Here is a 12,603-nt window from a genome sequence, read left to right as displayed (position 1 = left end):
TGATGCCCGGCTCGGATCTCACGGGCTGCGATCTGCGCCATCGGCACGGAGCGACATCTGCCTGCGCAGTATCCCACACCGGTCAATCCAGTCTGGCGGCGAACCGCGCGTCATTCCGTCAGCGCTTTGCGCAGGCCGATGAGCGCCGCCGCCACGGTCTGTCGGCGCACTGCCTCACGATCACCGGGGAAGTGGAACAGCTGCGCGTGACCGTAGCCGCCGCGCCGCTTCCAGCCGATCCATACGGTGCCGACCGGCTTGTCCGGCGTGCCGCCGGACGGCCCGGCGATGCCGGTCACCGCCACCGCCACGCCGGCGCCGAAGCGGGCCAGCGCGCCGGACACCATCTCCAGCACGGTTTCCTCGCTGACCGCACCGGCATGCTCCAGCGTGCGCGGGTTGACCCCGAGCAGCGCTTCCTTCGCCTCGTAGCTGTAGGTCACCACGCCGGCGTCGAACCAGGCCGAACTGCCCGGCAGGTCGGTCAGCGTTTTGGCGATCCAGCCACCGCTGCAGGATTCGGCCGTCACCAGCATCAGCCGGCAGCGTTGCACCTCGTCAGCCACCTCGCCGGCCAGCGCCAGCAACTCGGCATCGGTAGGAACGGACGACAACTCCATGCGAGACTCCCGGACTTGGACGAAACTCTGCGCCACGCGCAGAGGCACCGTTCTACCCGTTCCGCGCGACCACGCCAAGACTTGTATTGCATGAGCCAAGACGATCTCACCAGGCACACCCCGTTCATGCGCCAGAACATGTGGGTGTTTGGCGAACCCAAGAGGGGCGCGGGTTTCGAGACATCCGCCACCTCATGAAATCCCGCCTGGACGCATCCTGGGGCCCCAAAAGAGGGCATTTATCGGGGTACTAACCTCCTTCACCTTCCTGGGGCAGACATCGTCTTCATCGCTCGGCGGCCAATGACTGCCGAGCACCGGAGCGACTGGCGCGATTACCTTTCCCAGATGACTTTCTGGTCCATCGCGAGCCATGCGCCGGCGTTGCCCAGATAGCGATCCTCGATCGCCTGGCGCTTGATCTTCAGCGTCGGCGTCAGCAGGCCATTTTCGGTGGTCCAGCTGTCCTTGACGACCACCGCGTACCCGAGCTGTTCGTGGTGTTCCACGTTCGCGTTGACTTGCTCCAGCAGTGTAGCGAGCTCGGCGTCCAGCGTATGGCGCAGACCGGGATCGGTACCCACGGCCTGCTGTACTTCCGGCGCCAGCCGCAGCAGCGCGAACGGTTGCGGCTGGCCGGCCCGGTGACGCAGGCGCTATCCAGTCTTGGATGGTTGCAGAGCTCGTTCTCGATCAGCGCCGGCGCGACATATTTGCCACGGGCCGTCTTGAACAACTCCTTGACCCGACCGGTGAGGCGCAGGCGACCGGCCGCGTCGATTTCGCCGCGGTCGCCGGTGCAGAAAAAACCGTCGGGCAACATGACCTGTGCGGTCAGTTCCGTCAGCTTGTAATAACCCATCATCTGGCCCGGACTCCTGACCTGCACTTCGCCATTGCCAGCGATCCGCGCCTGAACCCCGCGCAGGCAGGTGCCGACGTAGCCGATCCGCGCATCACCCGGGCGGCAGCTGTGTGAAACAGCGAGGTTCTCGCTCATGCCGTAGCCCTCGAGCAGGGTCAGGCCGAGCCGGCGGTACCAGGCGATGATGTCGGCGGCCAGTGGCGCCGAGCCGGTGATGGCAACGCGCACCTGGTCGAGGCCCATACCACGGAGAATCTTTCGCTTGACCAGCCGCGAGACCAGCGGCAACGCAAACAGCAGTCGCTGCTTCGACGGCGACAGCTTGGCATTGACGCCCTGCTGGAACTTGGTCCAGAGCCGCGGCACCGAAAAGAAGATCGTCGGTCGCGCGCGCTGGATGACGTGCACGAAGCTGTCCATGTTGTTGCAGAAGTACACATGCAGTCCGACGTACAGCGAGCTGGACTCCACGATGGCGCGCTCGGCGGCATGCGCCAGCGGCAGATACGACAGCAACCGGTCCTCGCGGGTGATCACGATCATTTCGGTGAAGGCGGGCCCCGGCGCCATCATGCTGCGATAGTTGTGCATCACCCCTTTCGGCTGCCCGGTACTACCTGAGGTGTAAATGATGGAGCACAACTCCTCGGGCAGCGCGTCATGCACTGGCTGCAGCGGTGCACGCCGGGCGACAAGGTCCTCCCACTGCGGGATGTCGGCGCGCGGAGTCATCGGCAGGCCGAGCAGCGGCAGGTCCGGTGGAAGCATTTTTTCAATCTGTGGCCAGTTGTCGCTGCTGCCGTCGAGTTTGCCCACGAACAGCAGCCGTGCCTCGCTGTGGTCGAGGATGTAGCGCGCCGTCTCGGCACCGAGCGTGGGATACATCGGCACACTGACGTGGCCGGCCATCATGATGGCGAGGTCGGCAATGATCCAGTGCGCGCTGTTCTTGCCCAGGATCGCGATGCTGCTGCCTGCTGGAAGCTGCAGCGAGCGCAGGTACGCCGCCATGCATCGCGCCTGCAGGCCGACCTCGGCCCAGCTGTAATCGACCACGCTGCCATCGGGGAAGGGCTGGGTCAGATAGATGGCGTCCGGCCGTTCGCGCTCCCACACCTGGAACTGATGCAGCAACGTCGGTACGTTGGCCTCAACCATCACGATTCCCCTTTCGCACGGTGCAGCGTCCACCGATGGGTCGCGTTGTGCACGATGCACATCGGCATGCGCACGATTCGATCACTGCAATTTGCTGGCGTCGAAATAGCGACTCAGTTGCGTCGCCAGCCCCATGTCGCCTTGCAGCTTCAGCCGGCCGGTCATCATCGCCGCCATGCCATCAAGCTTGCCGGTCAGCAGGCTGACCAAGTCGTCGTCAGACATCTTCAACGAGAGGTCGGCGTTTTCAGCGCTTCCTTCCGTCACTTCGCACGCGCCGTTGCGGATCACCACGTAAGCCGGCTGGCTGATGTTGAACTGGATGGTGCGATCCACCCCGGCGGTGCTCTGCGGATTGATCGCGAGGGGCAGCTTGTGCAGCAATTCGAGTGCGCTCATGGCATCGGTCTCTCTGAGGGGATGGAGGAATCAGACGGCGGCCCAGGCTTGCGCCCGGGAGCCGTCGGTAAACAGGGGATGGGCCTGGGCTTCGGCCATCGTCAGCACCGGCGTGACGCAGGCATCGGCGGTTTCGAAACGTTCCGCCCAGTACGCCAGCGGCTGCGTGATCACCAGCGCAGCGACTTCCTCGCGCAACGCGTTGTTCTGGTCGGTGCCGGGCATCTGTCCGCGCTGCCAATGCCGTTCGACCCAGTCGGGTCGTTCGAACACCGCGCAGGCCGCTTTCCAGAATTTGAATTCGAGCGCCGCCACCGCCAGCTGGCGGCCGTCGGCGGTGGTGTAGAGGTTGTAGCAAGGCAAGCCGCCGTTGAGCAGATCCTCGCCCGCGCCGGGCGCGCGACCCAGCATCGGCGCGAACAAAGACGAGGTAGCCTTGGGCAGGATCAGGTGCGCGTGCACGCCGTGGGTCATGCTGATGTCGATATGCCGGCCACGACCGCGACGCTGCGCATCGAACACCGCTGCGAGAATCGCGATGCAGGCCATCGAGCTGCCACCGGCCATGTCGCCCCACTGCACGTTGGACAAGGCCAGCTCGCCGGTCGATGCGCGCATCTGGTCGAGCGCGCCCGACATGGCCATGAAATTCAGGTCGTGCCCGGCGCGTTGCGACCAGTCGCCGTGCTGGCCGTAGCCGGTGATCGACACCATCACCAGCTTCGGATTGATCGTCTTGAGCCGGTCGAAATCCAGCCCCATCGACAACAGGATGCCCGGGCGGAAGCTGTCGACCATGACCTCGGCCTCCGCCAGCCACTCGCGCAACCGGTCGAGGTCGGCCGGCTGGCGGAAATCAAGGCGGCGGCATTCCTTATCGTGGTTCAGCGCCTCGAACAACGGCCCGAGTGGACGGGTCGGATCGCCTTCCGGTGGCTCGACCTTGATGACCGCCGCGCCGAGATCGGCCAGCATCCGCGTGCAGAACGGCCCCGGCAGGTTGCGCGACAGATCGACCACCAGCAGCCCAGCGAGGAGACCGGACAGGGGGTCGTGATCGGCGCTCACGCCGCACCCTCGAAGTGCCCGCCAGCGGCGGCCTGCTTCACCACGATGTCGGTGGGCGCGAAGCGCGCGCCGTAGCATTCGGCCAGTTCGCGCGAACGCGCCACGAAACGTGCCGCGCCCATCGCGTTGATGAACTGCAGCGCGCCACCGTGGAACGGCGCGAAGCCCCAGCCGAAGATCGAGCCGATGTTGGCGTCGGCCACCGAGCGCACCACGTTCTCCTCGAAGCAGCGCGCCGCTTCGTTGGCCTGCACGAACATCAGGCGATCGATCAGTTCCTGCTGCGTGGGCTGCTTGGGCGCGGTCGGATACAGCCGAGTCAGTTCCGGCCACAAATGCTTGTCCCGACCGTCGTAGTCGTACAGGCCCTTGCCAGTTTTCTTGCCCAGGCGCTGGTGCGTGCCACCGACCATGCGCAGCACCGGCTCGCCCGGATGCTCGGGTAGCGGTTTGCCTTCGGCGGCCAGATCCTTGCGGGTCTGGTCGGCGACATGCAGCGACAGGCTCAGCGAGACCTCGTCCTGCAGCGCCAGCGGCGGCATCGGCATGCCGGCCTTGATGCCGGCCGCCTCGATCGAGCGCGGATGCACGCCTTCGCCGAGCATCGCCAGACCTTCCATCACGTAGGTGGCAAACACGCGCGAGGTGTAGAAGCCGCGGCTGTCGTTGACCACGATCGGGGTCTTGCCGATCTGCAGCACGTAGTCGAAACCGCGCGCCAGTGTTTCGTCCGAGGTCTGCTCGCCGACGATGATCTCGACCAGCGGCATCTTGTCCACCGGCGAGAAGAAATGCAGGCCGATGAAATTATTCGGACGCACACTGGCCTTGGCCAGGCCGGTGATCGGCAGGGTGGAGGTATTGGATGCGTACACCACATCGGCAGCGATCACCGCCTCGGCTTTCTGCGTGCAGGCCGCCTTGATGGCGCGATCCTCGAACACCGCCTCGATCACCAGATCGCAGCCTTGCAGGTCTTCGTAGCGGGTGGTCGGCGTGATCCTGGCCAGCAAGGCGTCGCGCTTGTCCGGTGTGCTGCGGCCACGCGAAATGGCCTTGTCGAGCAGGCCTTGCGAATACGCCTTGCCCTTCCCGGCGTTCCCGATCGTGGTGTCGAGCAGGATCACGTCGACGCCGGCCTTGGCCGACACGTAGGCGATGCCGGCACCCATCATGCCCGCACCGAGGATGCCGACTTTGCGCACCCTGGACGGCGCCACGCCGGCCGGGCGCGACTGGCCCTTCTTGATCGCGTTGAGCTGGTGCCACAGCGTGCCGATCATGTTCTTCGATTCCTGCGATACCACGCAGGCAGCGAAGTAGCGCGACTCCACCTGGCAGGCCGAATCAAAGTCCAGCAGGCAGCCTTCGAACAGGCACGACATGATGTGGCCGATCGCGGGGTAGTTGCCGTGCGCCTTGGCATTGGCGATGGACGGTGCAATCGCCAGCAACTGCACCACGCCCGGATGCTTGCTGTCGCCGCCCGGAATGCGGAAGCCCTGCTTGTCCCACGGTTGCACGGCACGCGGATTGGCCACGCACCACGCGCGCGATTTCTGCAGCAGTTCCTCGCGGCTGGCGGCGATGTCGTTGACCAGACCCAGGCCCTTGGCCTCGGCGGCGCGCAGTTCGGTGCCCTGGGTAATCAGTTCAAAACTCTTCTGGATGCCGATCATGCGCGGCAGCCGCTGGGTGCCGCCACCGCCGGGCAGCAGGCCCAGCTTGACCTCGGGCAGGCCCAGCTTGAGCGCGGCATCGTCCAGCACGAAACGTGCATGGCAGGCCAGCGCCACTTCCAGGCCACCGCCGAGTGCGGTGCCGTTGAGCGCAGCGACTACCGGTTTGTTGCACTTTTCGATCCGGCGCAGTAGCGCCTTCAGGTCTTCACAGAGGCTGAAGGCTTCCTCGGCGGTGGTGATCGCGGTGAGCTGATCGATGTCGGCACCGACGATGAAGGTCGACTTGCCGGAAGTGAGCACGAGGCCCTTGATGGCGTCCTCTTGCTCCAGCCGCTCGACGATGGCGGCGAACGGCACGACCAGGTCGGGGTTGAGCACGTTCATCGCGCGGCCCGGCTGGTCGAAGATGACCAGGCCGATGCCGTCGGCGTCGATCTCGAGGGTGACAGGGTTGTTCGAAGTCATGGTGCGAGCCTCCTCAGACGCGTTCGATGATGGTGGCGATGCCCATACCGGCACCGATGCACAAGGTGGCCAGCGCGGTGCTCTGGTCGCGGCGTTCGAGTTCATCCAGCGCCGTGCCGAGAATCGCCGCGCCGGTTGCACCCAGCGGATGACCCAACGCGATCGCGCCGCCGTTGACGTTGACCCGATCCAGCGACACGCCCAGATCGCGCGCGGTTTTCATCGGCACGGTGGCGAATGCCTCGTTGATTTCCCACAGGTCGATGTCGGCCGGCGTCATGCCGAGTTTGCCCAGCGCCTTGCGACAGGCCGCGGTCGGGCCGGTCAGCATGATGGTGGGTTCGGAACCGATCACCGATGCCATGCGCACGCGGGCGCGCGGCTTCAGGCCGGCGCGGATGCCGGCTTCCTTGCTGCCCAGCAACAGCAGCGCGGCGCCATCGACGATGCCCGACGAATTGCCGGCATGGTGGACGTGGTGGATCTTCTCGACCGTGGTGTATTTCGCCATCGCGGTGGCGTCGAAACCCATCTGGCCCATCTGTTCGAACGAGGGATTGAGCTTGGCCAACGATTCGACCGAGCTGCCCGGACGGATCGTCTCGTCTCGGTCCAGCAGCAGCATGCCGTTGAGATCCTTCACCGCGACGATGGATTTGCCGAAACGCCCTTCGCCCTGCGCAAGCGCAGCGCGACGATGCGATTCGGCAGCGAAAGCATCCAGGTCCTGACGGCTGAAACCCTCGAGCGTGGCGATCAGGTCGGCGCTGATGCCCTGCGGCACGAAGCCCAGCGCGCTGTTGACGCGTGGGTCCATAAACCACGCGCCGCCGTCGCTGCCCATCGCCCAGCGGCTCATCGATTCAACGCCACCGGCGACCACCATGTCTTCCATGCCGGCAACGATCTTGGCGGCCGCCATGTTGGTTGCTTCCAGGCCCGAGCCGCAGTAACGCGACAACGTCACCCCCGCCACGCTCTGCGCCCAACCGGCGTCGAGCACGGCGGTGCGCGCGATATCCGCACCCTGCTCGCCGACCGGCGTGACGCAGCCCAGCACCACGTCGTCGACCAGCGCGGTGTCGAGCTGGTTGCGCCGCTGCAGTTCCTGCAACAGCGTGCGCAGCAGCCACACTGGCGTGGCCTGATGCAGGCTGCCGTCCTTCTTGCCTTTGCCACGCGGGGTGCGCACGGCGTCGTAGATATAGGCCTCGGTCATGGGAAATCCTTCGCTGGGAGTCGATGGGTGATACGGAAAGGCGCGCGCGTCAAAGGAAGCGCGAGGCCAGTTCCTTCATGATTTCGTTGGTGCCGCCGTAGATGCGCTGTACCCGCGAGTCGGCCCACAGGCGCGCGATCGGGTATTCCTTCATGTAGCCGTAGCCGCCAAACAATTGCAGGCACTCGTCGACCAGCTTGCACTGGTTGTCGGTGACCCAGTACTTGGTCAGCGCGGCGCGATCGATGCCCAGCTCGCCCTTGAGATGGGCCACCATCGCCGCGTCGACCAATGCGCGCGACGCCAGCAACAGCGCCTGGCATTCGGCCAGCTTGAAGCGGGTGTTCTGGAACGCGAAGATCGGCTTGCCGAACGCCTTGCGCTCCTTGGTATAGGCCAGGGTGACCTGCATCGCCAATTCCATCGTGGCGATGCCCGCAACCGACACGATCAGCCGCTCCTGTGGCAGCTCCTGCATCATCTGGAAGAAACCCTGGCCTTCCTCGCCACCCAGCAGGTTGTCCGCCGGCACCTGCACGTCATCGAAGAACAGCTCGGAGGTGTCCTGCGACTCCATGCCGATTTTTTCGAGGTTGCGCCCGCGTCGAAATCCCTCCGCGTCGTCGGTTTCCACCACCAGCAGCGAAATGCCCTGCGCGCCCTGCTCCTTGTCGGTCTTGCAGGCCACCACGACGAGGTTGGCCAGCTGGCCATTGCTGATGAAGGTCTTGCTGCCGTTGAGGCGATAGCGGTCGCCTTCGCGAACCGCCAGCGTGCGCAAACCTTGCAGATCCGAACCGGTACCCGGCTCGGTCATGGCGATGGCGGCGATCAGCTCGCCGGTAGCCATCCGCGGCAACCAGCGCCGCTTCTGTGCCTCGGTGCCGCAATGCAGGATGTATTGCGCGACGATGCCCGAATGCACCGAGCCGCCAAAGCCTGCCATTCCGGACTCGCCCTGGGCGTACAGCAGCGCCGCCTCATGGCCGAAGTCGCCACCCGCGCCACCGTATTGCTCCGGCACCGAGGCGCACAGAAAGCCGTTCACGCCCGCCTGCGCCCACGCTTCGCGATCCATCATGCCGGCTTCACGCCAGGCCTCATCCTTCGGCACCCACTGCTCCTTGAAAAAGCGGGTGGCGGACTCCTGCAGCATGCGGTGCTCGTCCGTCATCCAGGCGGCGGGGAAGTTCTGTATGGCCAAGGGGTGTCTCCTCGATACGGGCCGGGCAGGATCGGCGGGCGGCCCTTCTGAAAGCATTGGTAACGATCATTACCATTTCGACAACGGTGGCAAGCTTGGCCGGTCGAAGAAGCCAACAATCACGCAATCATGGTGAACTGCTACGATCCCATAGTGTGTAGCTGCCCCATGAAAGGCAAGAGATCACACCGGATAAGGGCTATTTCCCGGTTATTTGGTAACATTCATTTCCATCGCGGAAATCCCGCTATCCCAGGACGCGTGCATGACGACCACCCCAGCCAAGCCAGATCCAGCCTCCACCATCATCGACCGCCGCGACATCCTCAGCGGCATGCGCGCCGACACGCTCAACCGCATCGAGAAGGCGGTGCTGGAGCTGTTTTCCATCCGCGACTTCCACGAAGTCAGCCTGCAAGAAGTGGCCCGCTCGGCGAACGTGTCACTGCAGACCATCTACAAATACTTCGGCAGCAAGGAAGAACTGGTCTACGCCATGCTCGACGTCATGCTGGTGCGCCTGGCCGATCGCATGATCGACCACCTGCAAGGCATCGACGACTCGCGCGAACGCCTGCGCAAGACCTGCTGGGTGTTCCTGGATTACATGGACAAGCATCCGGCGGTGATGATGCTGCTGGTCACCGCCATCCCGGCCTCCCGCCACCGCAACATCCGCATCTACGAAAGCCCGGAGCTGATGGGCGCGTTCCTCGGTGTGCTGAAGGATGGTCAGGCACGCGGCGTGCTCAACAACCGCGTCTCCAGCAAGGTGCTGTTGGACGTGTTCATGGGCATCCTCGGCCGGGTCGGGCTGATGCACATCGTGCGTGCCGACAAGCAACCTATTACAGATCAGTTCGGCGAGCTGTTCCACATCCTGTGGCGGGCGATGTCGGCGGATTGAGCTCGACGCCGGGCCTCGACGTGGCGACTACCCTGCCACTGGATCGAACTCCGTATTCGTAGATCGAGAAGCCGTAAAGCGAGCCGCGGGTACCCTGTGCGCATGGCCAACGCAACTGACCATGCGTTGCCAACATGGTCGGCCAGCGCTGGCACCTGACCTGACCGCTATCCGTGGTTCAATGAGGAGTTCGTCCAGGGCTCCTGTTTTTCATGAAGCATGAGCCTGGACACCACGTTGCGTTTCCCAAAGCCATTGGCGAGCAAAAACGCTGACGACCCGATCTGCACAAAAACAACGCAAGCAAAAATATCGAAATGATCGAGAAAGTTGAAAACACGGACCAGGCCGCGTGGATCGCCTCCCACTCTCCAGGCATGCGCCAGTACCTGTCGGCCAAGGCCGAGCACCCGGACGTGCTGCTGTTTTTCCGCATGGGCGATTTCTACGAGCTGTTCTACGACGACGCGCGCAAAGCGGCGCGGCTGCTCGACATCACCCTGACCCAGCGCGGGCAGTCGGGCGGCGCGCCGATCCCGATGGCCGGCGTGCCCTACCACGCGGTGGAAAACTACCTGGCGCGACTGGTGCGGCTGGGTGAATCGGTGGCGATCTGCGAGCAGATGGGCGACCCGGCGCTGGCCAAGGGCATCGTCGAACGCAAGGTGGTGCGCATCGTCACCCCCGGCACGGTGACCGACGCGGCGCTGCTGGAGGAGCGCCGCGACAACCTGCTGCTGGCGATCGCGGCCGGTGCGCATGGCGCCTGTGGGCTGGCCTGGATCGATCTGTCCAGCGGCCGTTTCCTGCTCAGCGAAGTGCCAAACGCCGAGGCGCTGGCCGCCGAGCTGGCGCGGCTGCAGCCGGCCGAAACCCTGGTCGGCGAAGACGTCCCCTGGCCAAAACTGGTCAGCACCCTGCCCGGCCTGCGCAAGCGGCCGCCGTGGCATTTCGACAGCGACGCGGCGCGGCGCGAACTGAACCGTTTCTTCGGCACCCGCGACCTCGGCGGCTTCGGCGTGGACAAGCTGCCGCTGGCGGTCGCCGCCGCCGGCTGCCTGCTCGGCTACGTCGAGGAAACGCAGAAGAGTGCGCTGCCGCATCTCACCGGCATGGCGGTGGAAAGCGCCAGCGAGACGATCGCGCTGGACGCGGCGACGCGGCGCAACCTGGAACTGGACACCCACCCCAGCGGGCGCACCGAACACACCTTGCTCGGCGTGCTCGACGAGACGGTGACGCCGATGGGCGCGCGCCTGCTGCGCCGCTGGCTGACCCGACCGCTGCGCTCGCGCGACGTGCTGCGCCGACGCCACCAGGCGATCGGCATGCTGATCGACAGCCGCCGCGGCGAACCGTTGCGCGAGCAGCTGCGCGGCATCGGCGATCTCGAGCGCATCCTCGCCCGCGTGGCACTGCGCTCGGCGCGCCCGCGCGATCTTTCGACACTGCGCGATGGCTTGCTGGCTGCACCGGAGTTGCAGCAGCGCATCGACGGTCTGGACAGCCCGCTGCTGCACACTCTGGTCGAACGCATCGGCAACCACGCAGACACCGCCACCCTGCTCGCCCGCGCCATCGTCGAGCAACCGCCGGTGCTGCAGCGCGACGGTGGCGTGGTCGCCGACGGCTACGACGCGGAACTCGACGAACTGCGCCGACTGTCCAACCACGCCGACCAGTACCTGGTCGAACTGGAGGAACGCGAGAAAGCCGCCAGCGGCATCCCCACGCTCAAGGTCGGCTACAACCGCGTGCATGGCTACTACATCGAGATCAGCCGCGCGCAGTCGGACAAGGCACCCACACACTACACGCGCCGGCAGACGACGAAGAACGCCGAGCGCTACATCACCGAGGAGCTGAAGACGTTCGAGGACAAGGTGCTGTCGGCGAAGGAACGCTCGCTGATGCGCGAACGCGCGCTGTACGAGGCGCTGCTCGACATGCTCACCGAAAAACTCGAACCGCTGAAAACCGCCGCCGTCGCGATGGCCGAACTCGACGTGCTGGCCACCCTGGCCGAACGCGCCGAGGCGCTGGACTGGAGCGCGCCGCAACTCACCGACGAGCCCGGCATCGCGATCGAGCGCGGCCGTCATCCGGTGGTCGAGAAAGTCCGCGACGAGCCGTTCGAGCCGAACGACCTGAAGCTCGACGACACACGCCGCATGCTGGTGATCACCGGCCCGAACATGGGCGGCAAATCCACCTACATGCGCCAGAACGCGCTGATCGTGCTGCTCGCCCACATCGGCAGCTACGTGCCGGCGGCGAGCGCGGTGATCGGCCCGATCGACCGCATCTTCACCCGCATCGGCGCCGGCGACGACCTTTCGCGCGGCCAGTCGACCTTCATGGTGGAGATGAGCGAGACGGCCAACATCCTGCACAACGCCACCGCCGACAGCCTGGTGCTGATGGACGAGGTCGGCCGCGGCACCAGCACCTACGACGGCCTGTCGCTGGCGCGCGCCGCCGCCGTGCACCTGGCGCGCCACAGCCGCGCCTACACCTTGTTCGCCACCCACTATTTCGAGCTGACCGAACTGGCCGGCGAGTTCGCGGCGATCGCCAACGTGCACCTGGACGCCGTGGAATATCACGACAAGAAGCAGGGCGAGCAACTGGTCTTCATGCACGCGGTGAAGGATGGCCCCGCCAACCGCAGCTTCGGCCTGCAGGTGGCCGCGCTGGCCGGCCTGCCGAAATCAGTGATCGCCGAGGCGCGGCGCACGCTGGCCGAGCTCGAGCGCGGCATGCACCAGCACGCCAGCACGCCCGCGTCGGCCACCGAATCCTCGCCGCAACTGGGCCTGTTCGCCCCGGCGCAGCCCTCCGCCGCCGAACGCGCGCTGGAAGAAATCGACCCGGATGCGCTGACCCCGCGCGAGGCACTGGAAGCGCTGTACCGCCTGAAACAGCTGGGCTGACCGCGGCGGCGGCCATGCCGCTGGTCACCACCACCCTGCGCTCACGTCTGATCGGCGATGCTGGCCCGCCGGATCCGGGAACA

The 12,603-nt window shown here is 65.5% G+C and carries 10 protein-coding genes; 2 read left to right on the top strand and 8 right to left on the bottom strand.

The features are described 5' to 3' along the window. Positions 1-110: 110 nt before the first annotated feature. The 8 genes from QQA13_RS05120 to QQA13_RS05085 form a co-directional block, all read right to left on the bottom strand. The gene (locus QQA13_RS05120; protein WP_108473122.1) at positions 111-620 is read right to left on the bottom strand and encodes a CinA family protein; all 510 of its coding nucleotides are present in this window, start codon (positions 618-620) and stop codon (positions 111-113) included. A gap of 335 nt (positions 621-955) precedes the next feature. Further along, a complete protein-coding gene (locus QQA13_RS05115) occupies positions 956-1,099 on the bottom strand; it encodes a hypothetical protein (protein ID WP_199909888.1) in 144 nt (47 codons plus the stop codon). Beyond that, positions 1,057-2,643 carry an AMP-binding protein gene (locus QQA13_RS05110; RefSeq protein ID WP_199909887.1) on the bottom strand — a complete coding sequence of 529 codons (1,587 nt, stop codon included), beginning with the start codon at positions 2,641-2,643 and terminating at the stop codon, positions 1,057-1,059. Before QQA13_RS05110 ends, QQA13_RS05115 begins: the two co-directional genes overlap by 43 nt. Positions 2,644-2,724: 81 nt before the next feature. Further along, positions 2,725-3,027 (bottom strand): SCP2 sterol-binding domain-containing protein, encoded by a 303-nt coding sequence (locus QQA13_RS05105; protein ID WP_286042570.1) that lies wholly within the window; start codon positions 3,025-3,027, stop codon positions 2,725-2,727. Positions 3,028-3,072: 45 nt separating this feature from the next. Continuing rightward, on the bottom strand, positions 3,073-4,110 hold the full coding sequence (locus tag QQA13_RS05100; protein WP_234411401.1) for a CaiB/BaiF CoA transferase family protein: 1,038 nt from the start codon (positions 4,108-4,110) through the stop codon (positions 3,073-3,075). Then, a complete protein-coding gene (locus tag QQA13_RS05095) occupies positions 4,107-6,257 on the bottom strand; it encodes a 3-hydroxyacyl-CoA dehydrogenase NAD-binding domain-containing protein (protein ID WP_108473120.1) in 2,151 nt (716 codons plus the stop codon). The genes QQA13_RS05100 and QQA13_RS05095 overlap by 4 nt, the downstream gene beginning before the upstream one ends. A 13-nt stretch (positions 6,258-6,270) precedes the next feature. Further along, positions 6,271-7,476 (bottom strand): acetyl-CoA C-acetyltransferase, encoded by a 1,206-nt coding sequence (locus tag QQA13_RS05090; protein ID WP_108473119.1) that lies wholly within the window; start codon positions 7,474-7,476, stop codon positions 6,271-6,273. 49 nt (positions 7,477-7,525) lie between these two features. Then, positions 7,526-8,680, bottom strand: a complete 1,155-nt coding sequence (locus QQA13_RS05085) for an acyl-CoA dehydrogenase family protein (protein ID WP_108473118.1) — start codon at positions 8,678-8,680, stop codon at positions 7,526-7,528. A 265-nt stretch (positions 8,681-8,945) separates the two neighbouring features. On the opposite strand from QQA13_RS05085, the gene QQA13_RS05080 reads away from it, so the two are divergent. Continuing rightward, the gene (locus QQA13_RS05080) at positions 8,946-9,587 is read left to right on the top strand and encodes a TetR/AcrR family transcriptional regulator (RefSeq protein WP_108473117.1); all 642 of its coding nucleotides are present in this window, start codon (positions 8,946-8,948) and stop codon (positions 9,585-9,587) included. A 317-nt stretch (positions 9,588-9,904) separates the two neighbouring features. Next, the gene (mutS, locus tag QQA13_RS05075; protein ID WP_234411400.1) at positions 9,905-12,520 is read left to right on the top strand and encodes a DNA mismatch repair protein MutS; all 2,616 of its coding nucleotides are present in this window, start codon (positions 9,905-9,907) and stop codon (positions 12,518-12,520) included. Positions 12,521-12,603: the final 83 nt, after the last annotated feature.

It is taken from the genome of Rhodanobacter thiooxydans (genome assembly GCF_030291135.1).
GTDB lineage: Bacteria > Pseudomonadota > Gammaproteobacteria > Xanthomonadales > Rhodanobacteraceae > Rhodanobacter > Rhodanobacter thiooxydans_A.
The sequence above is the reverse complement of the archived record's forward strand: the minus strand, read 5'-3'. Positions and strand labels throughout refer to the sequence as shown.

Bases quoted from the DNA above. Each gene is read 5' to 3' on its own strand.
- QQA13_RS05110 (WP_199909887.1), bottom strand. From the start codon at position 2,643: ATGGTTGAGGCCAACGTACCGACGTTGCTGCATCAGTTCCAGGTGTGG.
- QQA13_RS05090 (WP_108473119.1), bottom strand. From the start codon at position 7,476: ATGACCGAGGCCTATATCTACGACGCCGTGCGCACCCCGCGTGGCAAA.
- QQA13_RS05095 (WP_108473120.1), bottom strand. From the start codon at position 6,257: ATGACTTCGAACAACCCTGTCACCCTCGAGATCGACGCCGACGGCATC.
- QQA13_RS05080 (WP_108473117.1), top strand. From the start codon at position 8,946: ATGACGACCACCCCAGCCAAGCCAGATCCAGCCTCCACCATCATCGAC.
- mutS (WP_234411400.1), top strand. From the start codon at position 9,905: ATGATCGAGAAAGTTGAAAACACGGACCAGGCCGCGTGGATCGCCTCC.
- QQA13_RS05120 (WP_108473122.1), bottom strand. From the start codon at position 620: ATGGAGTTGTCGTCCGTTCCTACCGATGCCGAGTTGCTGGCGCTGGCC.